Annotated in this window: 22 protein-coding genes; 9 read left to right on the top strand and 13 right to left on the bottom strand. The window is 47.5% G+C overall.

All coding sequences use genetic code 11. The annotated features are described in order from the left end of the window. The first annotated feature begins 347 nt into the window (after positions 1-347). A complete protein-coding gene (locus Q5691_RS07620; protein WP_333228954.1) occupies positions 348-692 on the top strand; it encodes a hypothetical protein in 345 nt (114 codons plus the stop codon). A 192-nt stretch (positions 693-884) separates the two neighbouring features. Here the strand turns inward: Q5691_RS07620 and Q5691_RS07615 are convergent, their stop codons facing one another. Together Q5691_RS07615 and Q5691_RS07610 are read right to left on the bottom strand one after the other, a co-directional pair. Further along, entirely contained in the window at positions 885-1,442 is a 558-nt protein-coding gene (locus Q5691_RS07615; RefSeq protein WP_333208824.1) for a single-stranded DNA-binding protein, read from the bottom strand. 189 nt (positions 1,443-1,631) lie between these two features. Further along, positions 1,632-4,175, bottom strand: a complete 2,544-nt coding sequence (locus tag Q5691_RS07610) for a mannose-1-phosphate guanyltransferase (RefSeq protein ID WP_333344327.1) — start codon at positions 4,173-4,175, stop codon at positions 1,632-1,634. Positions 4,176-4,745: 570 nt separating this feature from the next. Here Q5691_RS07610 and Q5691_RS07605 point away from each other — a divergent pair. Together Q5691_RS07605 and Q5691_RS07600 are read left to right on the top strand one after the other, a co-directional pair. Beyond that, positions 4,746-4,943, top strand: coding sequence for a hypothetical protein (locus tag Q5691_RS07605; RefSeq protein WP_333208830.1), 198 nt, complete (start codon positions 4,746-4,748; stop codon positions 4,941-4,943). A gap of 7 nt (positions 4,944-4,950) precedes the next feature. Beyond that, positions 4,951-5,688, top strand: coding sequence for a class I SAM-dependent methyltransferase (locus Q5691_RS07600; protein ID WP_333208832.1), 738 nt, complete (start codon positions 4,951-4,953; stop codon positions 5,686-5,688). A 249-nt stretch (positions 5,689-5,937) separates the two neighbouring features. Here the strand turns inward: Q5691_RS07600 and Q5691_RS07595 are convergent, their stop codons facing one another. Both Q5691_RS07595 and Q5691_RS07590 read right to left on the bottom strand, forming a co-directional pair. Continuing rightward, positions 5,938-7,644 carry a hypothetical protein gene (locus Q5691_RS07595; RefSeq protein WP_333344325.1) on the bottom strand — a complete coding sequence of 569 codons (1,707 nt, stop codon included), beginning with the start codon at positions 7,642-7,644 and terminating at the stop codon, positions 5,938-5,940. 652 nt (positions 7,645-8,296) lie between these two features. Then, entirely contained in the window at positions 8,297-8,776 is a 480-nt protein-coding gene (locus Q5691_RS07590) for an NUDIX domain-containing protein (protein ID WP_006633478.1), read from the bottom strand. Between the two features lie 152 nt (positions 8,777-8,928). Here Q5691_RS07590 and Q5691_RS07585 point away from each other — a divergent pair, with 152 nt between their 5' ends. Further along, the gene (locus Q5691_RS07585) at positions 8,929-9,630 is read left to right on the top strand and encodes an alpha/beta fold hydrolase (RefSeq protein ID WP_333344323.1); all 702 of its coding nucleotides are present in this window, start codon (positions 8,929-8,931) and stop codon (positions 9,628-9,630) included. A gap of 180 nt (positions 9,631-9,810) precedes the next feature. Then, positions 9,811-10,008, top strand: coding sequence for a hypothetical protein (locus Q5691_RS07580; protein WP_333208837.1), 198 nt, complete (start codon positions 9,811-9,813; stop codon positions 10,006-10,008). A gap of 64 nt (positions 10,009-10,072) precedes the next feature. On the opposite strand, the gene Q5691_RS07575 is transcribed toward Q5691_RS07580, so the two are convergent. Both Q5691_RS07575 and Q5691_RS07570 read right to left on the bottom strand, forming a co-directional pair. After that, on the bottom strand, positions 10,073-10,393 hold the full coding sequence (locus tag Q5691_RS07575; protein WP_333208839.1) for a type II toxin-antitoxin system RelE/ParE family toxin: 321 nt from the start codon (positions 10,391-10,393) through the stop codon (positions 10,073-10,075). Further along, positions 10,390-10,656, bottom strand: coding sequence for a hypothetical protein (locus tag Q5691_RS07570; protein ID WP_333162363.1), 267 nt, complete (start codon positions 10,654-10,656; stop codon positions 10,390-10,392). The genes Q5691_RS07575 and Q5691_RS07570 overlap by 4 nt, the downstream gene beginning before the upstream one ends. Positions 10,657-10,897: 241 nt before the next feature. Between Q5691_RS07570 and Q5691_RS07565 the strand changes: the two genes are divergently transcribed. Then, entirely contained in the window at positions 10,898-11,143 is a 246-nt protein-coding gene (locus Q5691_RS07565; RefSeq protein ID WP_333311748.1) for a type II toxin-antitoxin system Phd/YefM family antitoxin, read from the top strand. 38 nt (positions 11,144-11,181) lie between these two features. Here Q5691_RS07565 and Q5691_RS07560 read toward each other — a convergent pair whose 3' ends face one another. The 5 genes from Q5691_RS07560 to Q5691_RS07540 form a co-directional block, all read right to left on the bottom strand. Continuing rightward, positions 11,182-11,442 carry a hypothetical protein gene (locus tag Q5691_RS07560; protein WP_333311747.1) on the bottom strand — a complete coding sequence of 87 codons (261 nt, stop codon included), beginning with the start codon at positions 11,440-11,442 and terminating at the stop codon, positions 11,182-11,184. A 13-nt stretch (positions 11,443-11,455) separates the two neighbouring features. Next, positions 11,456-11,785 (bottom strand): flavoredoxin, encoded by a 330-nt coding sequence (locus Q5691_RS07555; RefSeq protein ID WP_333344321.1) that lies wholly within the window; start codon positions 11,783-11,785, stop codon positions 11,456-11,458. Between the two features lie 76 nt (positions 11,786-11,861). Continuing rightward, on the bottom strand, positions 11,862-12,029 hold the full coding sequence (locus Q5691_RS07550) for a hypothetical protein (RefSeq protein WP_333344319.1): 168 nt from the start codon (positions 12,027-12,029) through the stop codon (positions 11,862-11,864). 38 nt (positions 12,030-12,067) lie between these two features. Next, positions 12,068-12,265 carry a hypothetical protein gene (locus tag Q5691_RS07545; RefSeq protein ID WP_333344317.1) on the bottom strand — a complete coding sequence of 66 codons (198 nt, stop codon included), beginning with the start codon at positions 12,263-12,265 and terminating at the stop codon, positions 12,068-12,070. A 102-nt stretch (positions 12,266-12,367) separates the two neighbouring features. After that, positions 12,368-12,688, bottom strand: coding sequence for a GIY-YIG nuclease family protein (locus tag Q5691_RS07540; protein WP_333344316.1), 321 nt, complete (start codon positions 12,686-12,688; stop codon positions 12,368-12,370). Between the two features lie 253 nt (positions 12,689-12,941). Between Q5691_RS07540 and Q5691_RS07535 the strand changes: the two genes are divergently transcribed. The 3 genes from Q5691_RS07535 (at position 12,942) to Q5691_RS07525 (ending at position 15,129) form a co-directional block, all read left to right on the top strand. Then, positions 12,942-14,324: an NB-ARC domain-containing protein gene (locus tag Q5691_RS07535; protein ID WP_333344314.1), complete on the top strand. Its 1,383-nt coding sequence runs from the start codon at positions 12,942-12,944 to the stop codon at positions 14,322-14,324. A 124-nt stretch (positions 14,325-14,448) separates the two neighbouring features. Next, positions 14,449-14,790: a DUF433 domain-containing protein gene (locus Q5691_RS07530; RefSeq protein ID WP_333344366.1), complete on the top strand. Its 342-nt coding sequence runs from the start codon at positions 14,449-14,451 to the stop codon at positions 14,788-14,790. A gap of 3 nt (positions 14,791-14,793) precedes the next feature. Beyond that, positions 14,794-15,129 carry a DUF5615 family PIN-like protein gene (locus Q5691_RS07525; protein WP_333344311.1) on the top strand — a complete coding sequence of 112 codons (336 nt, stop codon included), beginning with the start codon at positions 14,794-14,796 and terminating at the stop codon, positions 15,127-15,129. Between the two features lie 7 nt (positions 15,130-15,136). Here the strand turns inward: Q5691_RS07525 and Q5691_RS07520 are convergent, their stop codons facing one another. Together Q5691_RS07520 and fba are read right to left on the bottom strand one after the other, a co-directional pair. Continuing rightward, the gene (locus Q5691_RS07520) at positions 15,137-15,775 is read right to left on the bottom strand and encodes a type I restriction endonuclease (RefSeq protein ID WP_333344308.1); all 639 of its coding nucleotides are present in this window, start codon (positions 15,773-15,775) and stop codon (positions 15,137-15,139) included. Between the two features lie 206 nt (positions 15,776-15,981). Beyond that, entirely contained in the window at positions 15,982-17,061 is a 1,080-nt protein-coding gene (gene fba / locus Q5691_RS07515; protein WP_006633469.1) for a class II fructose-bisphosphate aldolase, read from the bottom strand. Between the last annotated feature and the right edge of the window lie 37 nt (positions 17,062-17,098).

The following is a 17,098-nucleotide window of genomic DNA, read 5'->3' as shown; positions in this document are numbered from 1 at the left end:
GCATCTAAGGTTTTCCGTTTCAGCGTAAGGGTTCTAGCTGACGCACCCTACTAGCCTCGTTACTGGTTTAAATGCTCCACAGCTTAATGCGCGATCGCGGGCTTCTCTAACCTTAGAGAGAAGCAAGACCGATGCACAAATACGTCCTAAGAGTTTTGCGATCGCCCCTAGCGTGAGGTAAGCTTCTTGTTACAGCACTTTCCAGGTAAGTGAAGTACAGAGAAACCAGGTTTCTTGAATAAAACCGATTTCTGGCGAGAAATCCAGAAGAAACCGGGTTTCTGGGGTGTACTTCATAAACCTGGAATCCGCTGTAATTATTGCGCTTTGCTCAGGAGAAAAAATTTATGCCAGATATGTCCGGTCAAGACCCCTCGGAAATTAAAATGGCGACGGTTGATGAAGAAGAAAAAGGCGCAACGTTTAGCGGTACGGTCATCCTTGCTATCGATGCCGAGGCTGGGGAAGTCGTTTTCTTCAGAGACTTTTTGATTGAAGATTATAAAGGCGAACTTACCGCTTATCTGGCAACAGATGGCAATATAACGAAAAGCATTGATTTAGGCGAAGTTAAGCATAAAAGCAGCAGCTTTAAGCTGCCAATTCCGCTGGGGACGGATACATCACCCTACAATACCGTCGTGCTGCGCGACGAAAAAAGCAAGAAAAAAGTTGTGACGATCAAGCTGTAAAATTTGCAATGAGAGCTCGTAGTTGGGCCAAATTCGTTAGCGCAGCCCTCGAAGAGGATCGCCCTTTTTTTCCTGAATGAAGTACGCGCGTGCGAAGTTATCCCGTAGGGAATCGCTCTTAAATGAAGGTGCGTCACTTTTGATCGAACGGCGCAGTTTTGCGATCGCTCGTAAAGTGATGCACCCTAATTTTTAAAATGGAATCGGATCGTAATCGGGATTTTCCGGTTCGTTAGACGAACCCGACGGGCGATCGGACTCAGAACTTGAAGACTGATGCGAGTTCCAATCCGAACTAGACGTGCGGTTAGGGCCGCTTGGAGCGCTGTTAGAACTGCGGTTCCGCGAGCCTAAAGGTACTACATTGCTAGGCACATTAGCCGGGGCGCTGTCGCGAATTTGAGCAGGTTCGGGGGCGGTTCTACCTGCGGGAGCCGAACTCATGGCATCGGCGCCGACACTGTAAATCCTTTGAGCTGTCAGTTCAGCGCGCTTTTCTTTAATACCATCTCTTTCGATCGTATTCATGCTCAGCCGTCCTTCAATAATCACGCGATCGCCCTCGTGATATTTCTCGTGAATTTCTTGAGCAAAATTTCCCCATCCTATCACTTTCAAATGTTCGGGTGGATCTTCGGGTTTTGGGCCGGGAAACTGCACCAACATCTCAGCGATTTGAAGTTGATTGTCAGGAGTATAACGTAGTTGCGGTTGTTGAATTATTTCCGCCATCAAAATGCAGCTATTCATCTGTTATCTGTGCGTAATTGGGAATTGGATGTTGAAGAAAGAAGGAAGAAAGAAGAAGGAAGAAGGAAAAAATAGCTATCCGTGTACCGATGACTTGTGCGTCTTGCTTTTGGGAATTGCCTGCAAATTGGTAATTGGTGATTACTGATTTTTAGGCGCTATTCGCTATTAGTTGTCACCGATTACGGATTACACATTACCAAATTTATCTTGGAGAACCGCCGCCTCGGCTTGACTGACAAAATCGTGAACGAGGGCGCGGTACTCCTTCAACGTTTCAGATACCCAATCTCGATCCTCACTGTTGGCGAAGATATGAACGGTCGGTTCACTAGCATCGGGTAAAACTAATACCCAATTGTCATCGCTGTAGTTAAAAATCTTCACTCCATCTAATAATTCTAAACGATCGGGCGAATGAGTTTCTACTAAATGTCGCATTAGCGAACCCTTGATAGTCCAAGGACAGCGGACGCTGTAACTGCGGTGGGTGATGCGGGGAAGTTCCGCCTTGATCTGTCCGAGCGATCGCTCCTGAATCGTCATCATTTCTATCACTTTAGCAATGCAGAACATTCCGTCAAATCCGGGATGCAACTGCGGGAAAATAAAACCCATAAGGCCGCTGCCACCCAAAACCACATTCGGGTTCCTGTTAGCGGCTTCCATCAAAGCAGTTGGGTTCGCCTTCGTGCGGATTACCTTGCTTTGATAGCGTCGGGCGATCGCCTCCACCGCAGAAGACGCATGCACCGGCACTACTACTGTACCTTTGGGATGAGAAGTCAGCATCAAATTTACCATCAACGCCGTCAGCATTTCCCCGCGAATCGCTATCCCAGACTCATCTACCAAAATGAGCTGTTCGCCGTTAGCCGATACCTGCACTCCAAAATTAGCGCTGAGTGCTTTCACCACCCGGCCAAGTTGGTCGAGCAAATATTCCCGTTCCCCGTTGCTTAGAGAAGTCTGCTTGAGACTAGCATTGAGAACCACCGCATCGCAGCCGAACTTGGCGAGCATTTGGGGCAGAATTGCTCCAGAAACCGCGTAAACGTAATCGATTACCACCTTAGAATTGCTGTAGCGTATCGCCTCAACATTCATCTGCCGCTCAAAAATGCGGTTGTAAACATCGAGAGCTTGGTTAAAGTACGTCATCTCTCCAATTTCGGGAATTAGAGCTCGCCGCAAATCTTCCTTAAAATAAGCCCCCTCGATTTTTTTCTCAGCTCCTTTAGTAATATTGATGCCTTTGATATCGAAGAATTCAATTAAAATGTGGTCGGAGCGATCGGGTGAAATGCGAACATGAATGCCGCCAGCAATCGACAGCGTAGACGAAACCGTGCGCGCGATCGGAATTGCCGTCGATTCCAAATTGACCACATTTATTCCCACCGACATCAAACCCGCAATCAAAGACCTCGAAACCATCCGCGAAATGCTCCGCTGGTCACGAGAAACCGATACCGCAGTCCCCGGTTTCAAAGTCGAGCCATAAGCCGCGCCCAATTTCACTGCAAATTCCGGAGTAACATCCACATTTGCCAGTCCTTGAACGCCACGCTGACCGAACAAATTCCGCTTAGCTTGTTCTCCCCAAATTAAATTTTGATTTAACAGAGCGCCGGATTCAATATTTTTGCTCGGCCAGACGCGCACGCTTGGCCCCACTTGTGCTTCTTCTCCCACGATGGACATTGAACCGACGACAGCACCTTCGAGGACGTGAGCGCGCCTGTCTACGCGCGTGCTCCGGCAAATCACGCACGCCCTAAGATGAGCGTCTTCGCCGACAATTGCTCCGTTCCAGACGATGGGACGTTTGAGGTTTGCGTCCGCCCCGACAGTCACGTTATCTCCGATCACTGTACCGGCATCGATTTTAACTCGGGCTCCAATCCGACAATTGCTGCCGATCATCGTCGGTACTTCGACGATCGCGCTATCGTCAATAAAAGTATTCTGACCTACCCAAAGTCCCGATCGAACTTCGTTGTAGTAGCTCAAATCCAGTTTGACCTTTCCCCGCAGCGCGTCGTACTGAGATTCCCGGTAAACATCTAGCTGGCCGACATCGCACCAGTAACCCTCGGCGATGTAGCCGTACATCGGCTCGTTTTTTTCCAGTAGCAGGGGAAACAAGTCTTTCGAGAAGTCGCACTCCTGATTTACCGGCAGGTAATCCAAGACTTCGGGTTCTAAAATATAAATGCCGGTATTGATAGTATCGGAGAAAATTTCGCTGCTAGAAGGCTTTTCCAGAAAGCGACTGATGCGGTAATTTTCCTCAGTAATCACGACCCCGAATTCCATCGGGTTGGGAACGCGAGTTAAAATTAACGTGGCTTTGGATTGCTGGCTACGGTGAAATTTGATCGCTGCCGTCAAGTCGAAGTCTGTGATGCTGTCGCCGCTGATGACCAGAAAAGTGCGATCGAGCAATTCAGCAATATTTTTGACGCAACCAGCCGTACCCAGCGGTTGGTCTTCCTCCACAGCGTAAGTCATTTGAACGCCAAACTCTGTCCCGTCAGTAAAATATTCGCGCATGACATCGGGAAGGTAGTGCAGCGTCGCAATAATTTCCGTAATCTGATGCCTTTTTAGCAAATTAATAATGTGTTCTGCGATCGGGCGATTGAGAATCGGCACCATCGGTTTGGGCAAATCGCAGGTCAAGGGTCTGAGCCTCGTTCCCGACCCCCCAGCCATTAGCACTGCACGCATAAAATCCTCCTTGCTTAGAAAGCTCTCTACCGTCATTGTCCGCTAGAAAAAGTTTGCCTGCTGTAATTCGTGGGCCACCAGCAATCAGTTCTTACTTAAATATCTTCGAGTAGTGACACGTCTGGGAAATCCCGTTCGGCCTGGCCGTCCCCCAACAGCAACCGATTTCAACCGAATTAGAACTTGCGACATTGCACCTATCCCCCGGTCGAGCTCGGATTGGTAGGGGATGTTGGATAATACCAGTTAAAAAAAAGAATGCAACTGTAGGCCCGTGCTCCAAACCCTTATATCATCAGCCATTCCCAATTCTTGAATTCTTCACTTATTCAATCTTATAAGTCCTCAGAACCATCGACTTTTGGCAGAAGTCCCTTCTTGCTTGCTCGGTGAAAGCTATTTCGGGGGTGTTATTTTTAAGTTTGTCGCCAGCGGGCATTTTGCAGTCTCTTTCTGAAGGTGGAATTACTACAGCTATCGGTGCGCCTTGGCGTCTGATAAATGATAGATTAAGGGTAGCGCTTTGACTAGCTGACCCAAAATCCTATCCATTGCTTAGGGGTTTTTTAAATGAGTACGTTAATTAGCTTGGCATTGCTGATCGCCTACGGTGGCGGTATTTGGAAATTTTGGAATGGTTTCGATCGCACTAACTTCGACAGAAGTTTTACAAATCGCCTGAAGCTCGCGCTGCTCTGGCCGGCGTTAATTTTTAATAAGCCTTACCGCCAAAACTTTACAAAAGCTCTCAAAGCTTCTAAAAGGTAATTCAAGAATGTCTAAAAAGTCCGATCGCCCAGTAGCGGGTCAGGAGCAGACTTGGTTTGCTAAAGGAAAATCAGATAGCTGGCAAGTTTTACTGTCGCAAGTCGCTTCTCGATTTGATCGCGAATACCGCGGAGAAGCTTTCGCTTTACCCGAAGAAGTCGAAGCAATGCCGATTTTCCTAGAATCTGTTGCAGGAACTCTCCAAGCAAAAACAGTTTCTCCCTTTTGGAAAATTGCCAAACCTCAAAAAAATCAGCGCTGTTTAGACATTGGCTGCGGAGTCAGCTTTCTCATCTACCCTTGGCGGGATTGGGAGGCATATTTTTACGGTCAAGAAATCAGCAGCGCAGCGCGAGACGCCTTAAACGCTCGCGGCCCTCAGCTCAATTCTAAGCTGTTCAAAGGTGTAGAATGGGCTCCCGCTCACCAGTTAAATTACGAGGAGGCTCAGTTCGATTTATGCCTCGCTACAGGCTTTAGCTGTTACTATCCTATAGACTATTGGAGTATTGTCATGGGAGAAGTAAAGCGGGTATTAAAACCGGGTGGTCATTTTGTTTTTGATGTCCTCAACCCCAATGCTCCTTTAGCAGAAGATTGGGCAATTTTGGAAACTTATCGAGCCGGGGAAGTATTTTTAGAGACAATAGAAGATTGGGAGAAAATGATTAAAGCTGCGGGCGCTAAGGTAGTAAAAAAGCAAAGTGGCGACTTATTTCAAATGTATAAAGTTCAATACAATTGAGAGGTTAAGGGGAATAGGTAATTAGCTTTTTACTCAAAAATTCAATCATCCAAACCATGGCCTGACCGACGACAAACAACTTCATTCTTAGAAGTTGATAAAGTAGGGTAAGTCAGCAAGTACAAATTAGTTTGAAAAGCAACAAATATTCAAGCTGACGCACCCTACTAACTACTAACTCACAATAGTGAAGCAAGCAGATTGGATATTACCTATTCCCATAGCGGATTGCCAATTACCGACGCCCAATTAATTTTCGGTAGCCGCAGGAGATGGCGTTGCTTCCGGCGATGGTGACGGCGACACTTCCGGGGCAGGAGATGGCGCTGCTTCCGGGGCAGGAGATGGCGACACTTCGGGCTGCGGGGACTCTTCGGCAGCAGGAGATGGTGCAGCTTCGGGCTGCGGAGACTCTTCGGCGGCAGGAGATGGCGCTGCTTCGGCGGGCTGCGGAGACTCTTCGGCCGGTTGCGGTTGAGGAGAAGGCGACTGTTCCGCGGCTGGTTTCGGTTCAGGCGAGGGCGACGGTTGAGCTGTGGGCTTGGGTGCGGGCGACGACGGTTGGGCCCCTGGCTGCGGTTTGTTTGAGGGGGCCGGCGGCTTCTCAAACTGCGGTTTCACTTCTGTAGGCGCTGGGGAGGGCGGCTGGCCTGTTGGTCTGCTGGGCGCTGTGGGGGCGGGCGCTGGCTGCTGCTGGCCTGGTGGGTTGGGCCTGGTTGGGGTGACAGGAATGCCACTGCAAACTTTTTCGTCGTACTTAAACTCGACAGCCAGTTGGTAAAGCTTGTGCGTGCTGGCTGCTTCAAATGTTAGAGAAGGGCTAATAATCGCAATTTTAGCCGCATTATCGAGAATACCGTAACCCGTGGGGACGATCGGCTGAGGCTCTGCCTTGAGCAAGCCTTGAGGGCTGACAACTGCTCCAAAAACTGCCGTTCCTTGGAGTTTTTGCGAGCAAGCTGTTACGGGATAAGGGACATTCACAGGAGTCGATCCCGTCATTTGCAAGTCAGGATAAGCCTTTTGGAATCTGTCAAACAAAGCACGATAGTTAGTTACAAACGCAGTTTGCTGTGCCCCTGTGTCGGTGGATGAGTTTGAACCGGGTTGTCCGAGCTGTCCTAGCTGTCGCTGTCCTTCTTCAAATTGTTGCCTCCTGATTCTTTCTTCGGGAGTTTCTGCGATGAGATTCCTTTTATTGGGATCTTTTTGAGTCAATTTTGGTACTCCATCGGGCCCCACATTCCTGCCGGCAATTGGGAATTCTGGGGTAAAGACTGGAGCTCCGTCTGGAAATAGTGGAAGTCCGCCTCTACTGGCTATGATCTTTTTGAGCGCCTCTGCTTCATCTTCCGAGCCGCCGCCGGGAAACTGCGGCGCTTCTGGCAGCGATGGTGGTGGCGGGATATTGCGATCAAAATTACCTGGTAAGGGAGGGAAAAGGAAACCGCTGGGAGGTACGGGTGGGACGAAAGTGGGTATTGGCTGAGAGGGGGCTCTGACTGTTGGGGATGGAGTCTTGGGAGGTGGCGGGGCTGTTGGGGCCGTGAAGGGCGGGAGAGGGGAAGGAGGCAGAGGGGAAAAGAATCCAGGAGGTGGCATTCCCGGCGGCATGGCGGGCAAGTTGATGGTATCAGGTGGGGGGGGCAAGGGCGGAGCTAACTTTGGCCCTGGTCGAAGAGGAACTGGTGCGATCGAAAATGGCGTAAATCGCGTATTAGACGGTTTCGGTGGTATGGTTTGTGGCAGGCGGCCGGCTTCTGCGGGAGTTAGTTCTACTAAGCCGACAGAACCGGGGATATTTTTTGAGGAATTTCCACCATAAAGTATGTTTGAGAGCGTCGGGGCGGTTGCTCCGAGGACTCCGTGCAGGCCCACAGAAGCTAGGGCTGCCCACCAAAAAGGCTGGCGCAGCGGTTCGGAAAGGGTGTTTGCTAGGGAGGAAGAGTCAGTCATTTAAATTTTAGATTTTAGATTTTAGATTGGGGGATTGGGAGATGGTTAGATTTTAGATTGGGGGATTGGGAGATGGTTAGATTTTAGATTGGGGGATTGGGGGATTGGGGGATTGAGTGATTGGGGGATTTGTAATTTATATTGTTGTGGTTGTGATTGAGTGTGAATTCGTTTTAATGAGGAGAGGTTGGGGAATTCAAAGGTATAATTGTAGCACGGTCGGTATCGAAATTGCGTGATCGACTTTTATTGAGATTTCGCGACCCTCACATCCAGCACTCAAGCCGAGAAACCGGGTTTTTGGGCTGGTTCAACGCTTGTATAGCAGCCGCTAATAGGGTGAGGACGTTGTTAATTGCTGAAACCATTGTTTTTCTTGCCTACTGCCTTTGGCCGAATCCTATACGCGGTTTCTCAGATATTGTTGAGAATGGTGAGCGGGGCGTCAGGCGGGCCGGACTGAGGCGAGCAAAAAACAGACTGCGCCGCTGCTATACCGTCTTTTTCCGGGATCTGGATCGCCCCTAATTTATTAAACACGATCGAGCAAACGGATGGACCCCTGTTTCCAATTCGGTTACACAACCGGATTCATCCGTGGCAGTAATGACTCAATCCAAAATCCAAAATCCAAAATCCAAAATCGATGGATTCACCAGCGATAGCGGTAATTTTTAAAAGGAGCTCCCTCAATGGTGAGCAAGTCGATGGGATAAATTGGAGCGCCGCTTGCCATGTATTGAAACATTTCCCGAACTTCCTCTCCCCGCAACGACAACTGGTCTAATTCCTTGAGAGAATACCAGCCCGCGCACAAAGTATGCTCATCCGGCTTACTCTTGGGTGGCGTCTTATCTTGTGGACGAGCCACAAAAATGACTCGGAGGCGCACATTGCCCCTAGGCATCACTGTGTGCTCTACCCGGAGAATTCCCTCAACGATGATGGAAATGCCCGCTTCTTCGAGGGTATTACGCATAGCAGCTTCGAGCAAAGTTTCCCCTTTTTCCACTCGCCCTGCTGGGAGATACCACTGCTGCTCGTACTTGCGCTCTTGTACCAGTAGAAAACGGTCTTCTAAGTGAACGACAACTAGGGTAAAATACCATGTTTGAATCGGCTCGCGAGCCATAGAAGTAGATATTCCCTAAGCAAAAGGTTTAACGAGCGGCAGATGTTAGCAATCCAAAGGATGCTTCGGCAAGTGTCTTTGAACTTGAAAAACAGATCGTAGCACTCCGGCCGCAAAATCTAAAATTTAAAATCTAAAATCTAAAATTGACAATGCCATTACCAACCGTGATTTTACCAGGATATTTTGCTGCTGCTTCCGACTATCGCGAATTAGAAAAGTCTCTGGTCGATCGAGGTTTCCCAACAGTAACAGTGCCTCTGGGCAAGGGAGATTGGTTGCCGACTTTTGGCGGGCGGTCGATGGTGCCTATTTTGCGACAGCTCGATCGCACTGTCAAACAAATGTTACAGCAATACGGCGTTCCCCAGATCAATCTCGTCGGTCATTCCGCCGGCGGCTGGATTTCTCGCATCTATTTGGGCGAAAAGCCTTACACGATTCACGGCGACGTGCTTGAGGACGCGGGTTTGTGGGAAGCTCACCCTTATGTAAATACTTTAATCACTTTAGGCACGCCGCACGTCTCTCAAGAGCGCTGGACGCGCAAAAATCTAGATTTTGTCAAAATTCACTATCCGGGGGCTTTTCACCCGCAGGTGCGCTACGTGTGCGCTGCTGGGAAGGCTGTTTTTGGCAAGCGTGGTTTAGGGACTTGGCTGGCTTATAAAAGTTACGAGTTGACTGTGGGGAAGGGCGAAACTTGGGGAGATGGAATTACGCCGGTGGAAGCTGCTGTTTTGGATGGGGCCGAAAATTTGGTGTTGGAGGGGGTTTGGCATTCGCCTCGTTCTCCGGGGAAGTGGTACGGTTCGCCGGAGGTTTTGCCAACTTGGATTGGGTATTTGTGTTAGAAACGAACCGCGAAGACGCGAAGGACGCGAAGGAAGAAGGAGAAGAAAATACAAGGAGCGGCTTTTTTTTTAAATCTAGATCGGAATGGAGTAAACTCCTAGGGAACTCGCCCTTGCGATGCGATGTTTACTTAAATTTTTATCGCTAACTGAATAGAATAGATTGAAAAAATATTTTATGTGGCATTATCGGTAAGATTCAGAAGTCACGGCGAACAACACAATCAAATTAGAGGTTGGCTGGGGTGGAATTGGGCGACAATGCTACTGTGTGCTTGGATGCAGATAAGGAACCTCAGCCGGATGGTTTGTGGAGAATTGATGCGGGAGGTCGATAGCCAATTAGGGATGATGATTATGTGCGATCGCACTCCGTAGAATCATCCCAGTGTTTGGTATTTGGTGCGAAGGGCGATCGCCCTTTATTGACTATTTGAGGCGATTACTCTGGCGGTTCAGTATCGAGAGGGGCTTGACGGCGGTGACGAATATGTAATATCGCAATGGTATCGCCCTCCACCACAAACAGAATCCGATAGGTTCTTCTTTTACCAACCCAAAGTTGTCGAATTTCCCGACCAATGATCGCAGCTTCGGGGGCAACTGAGCAACGGTAAGGAAACTGTTGCAGGGATGCGATCGCATCTTGGAGGTCGTAGTACCACTGATTTGCGGCATCAGCACTCAGATAATCGCACATCCAACGGTAGGCGTTTTCAATTTCTTGAAAGGCGGGTGGTTGGATTATGACTTGATAACTCATAGACGAGGAGGGATGTTGAACTGCTGCTGTAGCGCTGTCATGGCTCTCTCGGCTGGAATACCTTCACCTCGATCGAAGCTTTCGAGGCCTTTGCGGATGCCGATGATGGCTTCGAGGTAGTCGATGCGCTCTAGCAGTTGTTCGTAGGTATTAAGTTGGGGGTTTGGAGTGGATTTTAGCGATCGTACCAAGCTAAGAATATCTGCGAGCAGTTCGTCAGGGGTGCTATCGATTTCTTGGATGAGGAGTTCTTTGATGGTCATCGCGGCATCTGGTAGAGAATTGATACTTTGATTATAACGAGTGTCGATCGCCCCTTATTGACCTCGACCCGGTTTACTATCGGCAAAACCTAAACCTTCGGAGTATAAGAAAGTGGCGATCTCACTCCGTAGAATAATCGCAGTGTTTGGTATTTGGTGCGAGGGGCGATCGATCTTTTTTCACTCAAGCATCGCTTTCCGTCTAATCCTCGCATTATCATAGTAGAAATAGAATAAGATTGTGAACGGTCAACAAATGGCACAAATTACCACAACTGAATTACCTCAAACCCTCCAGACTCTATTTATAGAGGTCGAACGTACCAAAACCCCTTTAACCGTCATCCATGAAGGAAAAGCATTAGTGGTTATTTATCCTGCGACCACCCAATATCTACGCCCCACCTTTGGTGCCATGAAAGGAAGCGGTGAAATATTAGGAGATTTAATTGCTCCTGTCGCCGAACAGTGGGAAGTTTTAGAATGAAACTTTTACTCGATACCCGCATTTAGCTAGCGATCGCACTAAACTGTTGCTTGAACAAGCATATCCTCTACCTGCCTAATTTGCTTCCAATCAATTACTGCAACCCAAAGACTTTCCTCTTCTGAATATTGCACTACGCCATCGACTTCTAACTCTTCGTCATACAATGCTAGCAATTGACCATCTTGCAACTTAATATTTTGGTGACTCAAATCTTCAATCGTACCCACGCAATTTAGGCGAAGGCGACCCTGCTCATCCGCATTATGAAAATCTGCAAAGATTCTGGGAAATTTCATATTTTCACTTTACTTAGGATGATTGTTGTGATGGATTAGGAATCGTTGGTGTCAGCAGCAGACTTGCTTGTTCTGGTGTTAAGCCAGTTAATGTTGCATGATTTGGACTTCGGCCAGAAGTACGGATGACATCTCTATCGGACGATCGAACCTCACCCACTGTCGTCACACCAACTTGTCCATGAGGGATTGTCACTGCTAACTCTGCTACAGATAATCCTACTGCACATTCTACAGAAATTCCCGTGATGCCGCTGGGGTGAGTTGCCGTGCTGCGTTTAATATCTTCAGGACGATTGCGACCGCCACGAACTACTAAGGCCTCGTTTGGAATTCTTTCCACAAGTGTAGGCTTTTTGATTCAAGTACGCGCTATACTTTAGCAGAAATCTTTGTCCATAGGGCGATCGATCTTTTGTTTAACTCAAGCGATCGCTATCCGTACAATCATCGCACTGTTTAGTATTTGGTGCGAGGGGCGATCGCTCTTTATGATTGGTGAGGCGATCGCTCTCCGTGCAATCATCCCATGAGAATGGTGGAAAGAGATAAGATTGTGAGTGAATAAAGAGGTTGGGTTGACGCAAGGAAACCCAACCTACAAGAGCTGCGATAACACTAACCTTTAGTCGTTCCTAAGATGTTGATTAGCGGCGGCAAGCTGTTGAGAAATGGTAGAAAGCTGATAAGCCGTTGCCACAAGTGCTTTACCAATAGCAGTCAATGCGGCTATTTGCGCTGATTCTGGACAGGTTCGTCCCGTATTTTCTGCTTCGAGGAGCAGAGTATTGGCCGACTTTAATAGGAGGTTTTCTTCTGACATTACTTTACTTTTTCCATCTGCACAATTGTATTTGTTCAAAATATTGGGTTGGCTTGGGTCAACCCAACTTACAATAGACGCGATCGCACTAAGAAAAATTTCCTAGTCTTCCAGATATTTGATTTCGCGTTTTCTATTGCCAGCAGGAGACAGCCTCGCCAGTTCCGCTGCTTCCGCACCATGTGGGTTGTCTGAGTAACCAAACGAGAACCACAAATCATGCCCCTGCCCAATCAACATATCAATCGACTTACTGCCACGACCACTCAAGTGCTCTTTCAGTCTACGACGGATATTGTTTGATCTTCCAATATAGGCAAGAATATCCCCTACGGTTTCATCATAGATTGCGTAAATGCCACCCGCATCAGGTGCTGAATTAACATTGGAACTGTTGAACGATCGTACTTCACCTTCTCTCATTTCTTCTCCTCTGCCTGGTCGAGTTAAATGAACATATACTGGTTGAAGCACACTTATGGACTGTAGCCTGACTTTTCCCATTATCCTTAATAAATCAAAGCTTTGTCGAGTCCAAAAAAGTTCAATTTTGTCGAGAAATTTTTCCCTATTTCATTCTCTTAGATCTGTTTTTGTATAAATATGTACAAAAAAGTGCTAAAAAGCAGGCAAAGGTGAGCTACAATAGATCAAACTATCCCATCTCCCTAGCCAGATGAATCTTAAAGAAGTGTTAACCCTCGCCGATCGCATAGTCTTCGAGAAAACGGGTCAGCACCTTGATGATTTACAAGAAGCGGTACTGCGAGGAACTCTACAACGCGAGACATACAAACACATAGCCAAAAACTTTGACTGTTCTGAAAGTAGTGTGAAGCAAGTTGGTTCGCAATTATGGCAGATACTTTCAGAAGAGTTGGGAGAAGATGTTAGTAAATCTAATGTTCGATCTGCAATGGAGAGATTGCAAGTCTCCATATTTTCAAATGTTGTACAAGATTATGTCGGAGTGGGTAGCATTAACACCTGTGGAGACGCTAGACACCCGCCAGAGATACCAAATCCACACCCACATCATCAAGAAACATCTAACTCAAAACAAACCAAAACTTCGCATCAAGATTTAAGCGAAATGCCGGAGTTGGGTGATTTCTTCGATCGCCCCCTCGAACTCCACACCCTCACCACCTGGATTTTACAACAACGCTGTCGCCTCATCACCCTCACCGGCATCAGCGGTATCGGCAAAACCACCCTAGCAGTGCAACTCGTACAACAAATCAAAGACGAGTTTGAGTACACAGTTTGGTACACACTAGACGAATTCCCCACCATAGAAAAATTTCAATATAACCTAATACAGCTTTTTTCAAATTCAGAAAAACAAGATTCATCCCCAACCAACCAGAAACGCTTACCGCTGATTAAGTATTTACAAAAACATCGCTGTTTAGTAGTCTTAGATGACGTTCACAACCTTTTCTGTAGCGGCGAATTGGCAGGGAAATATAAACCAGAATCCGAAGAATATCGCTCTTTATTCAAACAAATAGAAAAATTATCCCATCAAAGCTGCTTTCTGTTAATCGGTTGGGAACAACCGAGAGAAGTGGCTCAAATTAAAAGCCAAAATACTTCTATTCGCACCTTACAACTCAAAGGTTTAGAAATTGCAGCCGCACGGGAACTACTCAGAGATTATGGATTAGCAGAAAGCGACAACAGTGAAGCACTCATTCATCGTTACCAAGGCAATCCCCTATGGTTAAAAAGCGTCGCGAATCTGATTCAAGACTTGGGAGGAGGCGTGACAGAGTTATTACCAAATGATACCATATTGTTGCCGGAAGATTTGAAAGATGTTTTACAGCAGCAGTTCGATCGCCTATCCGAACTAGAAAAACAAGTCATCTCCTTGTTAGCGAAAGAAAGCCAGCCAATCAACCGGGCCAAATTGCTAGAAAATGACCGAATTCCGGCTTCAGATTTGCTAAATGCGCTGCAATCTCTATCGCGGCGCTGCTTGATAGAACAACAAGCAAATTTTTACACGATTTCACCTGTACTGAGGCAATATGCGATCGCCCAGGCGGTGTAATTGATACAACCATTGCTTGCATTCTGGGGCTTCACCCAAATTACTAGGAGTGGCAATGGGCGATCGGGTAAATAGGGCGATCGGTTCGATAGAATAATTGGTAGTAGCAATTCCATTGTTTGTCATGACGCTGAAAGAATTAGAGCCTCAACTGCGGGCACTCTCTGACGACGAAAAAGCTCAAGTCGTTCAACTCCTATCCCAAGGCAAAATCACTCCTTGGCGCCGTATAGAAAAAACGCCTGGTGTTTGTGGCGGGAGTGCGTGCATAGCTGGAACTCGCATCACCGTTTGGGGACTTGTAGAAGCTCGTCGCATTGGCTACAGCGAAGCTGATTTACTCACAAGCTATCTATCGCTATCTGCGACTGATATTGCTAATGCTTGGGCATACGCCGAAGCTTTCTCCGATGAAATTGAAACAGAAATTCGGGAAAACAATGAAGTGATGGACGAGAATTTGTAGCAGATGGCACGTCTCTATGCCGATGAGCAATACCCCTATCCTGTTGTAGAATTACTGAGAGCTTTAGGACACGATGTTTTGACTGTTCAAGAAGCAGGCAGAGCGAATCAGAAAATTCCTGACCCGGATGTTTTAGCTTTTGCTACTAGCGAAAAACGTGCCGTCCTTACCGAAAATCGTAAATATTTCTTTCGGCTGCACCGCATACAGCCCCTTCATGCTGGCATTATCGCCTGTACGAACGATCGCAATTGGGAAGCGCTGGCTAACCGAATCAACGCGGCTATTACAGCAGAAGAATCTTTGCAAGGTAAACTGATTCGTGTTGTGCGCCCTTGACAGTAACTTAGACGGCACTGATGCCTTGCCCTAAATGCTTCAAGACTTGAAAAGCCGATCGCAATTCACTTCGCACAGTATAAATCGAAAATGCCCGCGATAACCCGTATTCCGGTGTAGGTTCAGCCCTGAGTTTCACAAACAACAGATCATCGCCATTCGTCAACATACCAAATCTCGGTTTATCCAAATCAGGATTTGCCATCATGTATGCTAATGCTTGGGGTAATGCCGATCGCGTCGAAATCGTAGTCTTCTTACACTCCAAAACCATTACCCAAAGCTGATTCTGCAAAATCAAAATATCAATTCGTCCGCGCAGGGTTTCTTCCCCATCAGCGATCGCAATTTCAATCGCAGCTTCAGCCTTCATCCTGAAAGGTGGATCGTAGAATCCCGCCAGTTCTAACAAAGGTGATGCCACCAGCAAAGTCACTGCCCCTTCTAACAATTCTCCATCGGCTCTATGATATAGCAATCTGTGTCGTAGCGTATCCAAAGCAGTCTGTTCAGAATCGCTGAGACTTGGCAATTGGGTTTGCCACTCTGTAAAAAAAGCCTCATCCTCAGTTCGGCTCAAATTCAACCTTGATTCAGCCTCCTCTTGGCTTTTAATAGCTTCTGTAACTGCAATAATCTTTGCCATTCGTTCACCTTTGATTCAAACCGTTGAATTTCCCACGAACATTAGCTTCATTGTAAGAAAAAGTAGGGATACTGCTATAGCGATCGCAGTTTTCAATATCACTTCTATGGGTTTGTGTCCAAAAACAAAAACCGGGCAACTCCACAGCTACCCGGCAATCCTAACTTTAGACCTCAGACAAATCTAAAATCTAAAACGTAAAATTCTTAAACAGCCACAGTCTTCTTAGCAGAAGAGCTCAATTCGCCCTTAGCATACTTAGCTGCAAAATCGTCCAAAGACACTTGCTTAATCTTTGTACCGTGACCAGCGCAACCGAAAGAATTATAGCGATCGCTACAAACCTTCTGCATATACTTGATCGACGGCTTCAAGAAGTGGCGGGGATCAAACTCATCGGGCTTGGCAAACAAAGCTTCGCGCACCGCAGCAGTAATCGCCAAACGGTTGTCAGTATCGATATTGATCTTGCGAACGCCGCACTTGATACCCTTTTGGATTTCTTCCACAGGTACGCCGTAGGTTTCGCGGATTTTGCCACCGTTGCTGTTGATGATTTCCAGCAATTCTTGGGGCACAGAAGAAGAACCGTGCATTACCAAGTGAGTATTCGGCAAGCGGCGGTGAATTTCTTCAATGCGGCTGATTGCCAAAATTTCGCCAGTCGGCTTGCGAGTGAACTTGTAAGCGCCGTGAGAAGTGCCGATCGCGACTGCTAGAGCATCAACGCCGGTTTGCTCAACGAAATCCACAGCTTGTTCAGGATCTGTCAGCAACTGATCGTGAGAAAGCGCACCTTCAAAACCGTGGCCATCTTCTGCTTCGCCCATCCCTGTTTCCAGAGATCCCAAACAACCCAGTTCGCCTTCAACGCTAACGCCGATCGAATGAGCAACATTCACCACATCGCGAGTAACTTGAACGTTGTACTCGTAGCTGGCGGGAGTCTTAGCATCCGCTTCCAGAGAACCGTCCATCATCACGCTGGTGAAACCTTGGCGCATGGCAGAATAGCAAGTGCCGGGGGCATTGCCGTGGTCTTGGTGCATGGAAATGGGAATGTGAGGATAGGTTTCAACTGCTGCCAAAATCAAGTGGCGCAGGAAATTTTCGCCAGCGTAGGAGCGAGCGCCGCGAGAAGCTTGCAGAATCACAGGGCTGTTGGTTTCGTCAGCAGCGCGCATGATCGCTTGGATTTGCTCCATGTTGTTGACGTTGTAAGCCGGTAGGCCGTAACCATTTTCAGCCGCGTGGTCGAGCAGCAATCGCATAGGTACAAGCGCCATAGATATTCCTCCTAATTATTTGTGATTTTTGGGCAGT

Source organism: Microcoleus sp. w1-18aA5 (assembly GCF_036701705.1).
Classification (GTDB): Bacteria; Cyanobacteriota; Cyanobacteriia; order Cyanobacteriales; family Microcoleaceae; genus Microcoleus.
Note: the sequence above shows the minus strand (reverse complement) of the source record. Positions and strands in the feature narration are given on the sequence as shown.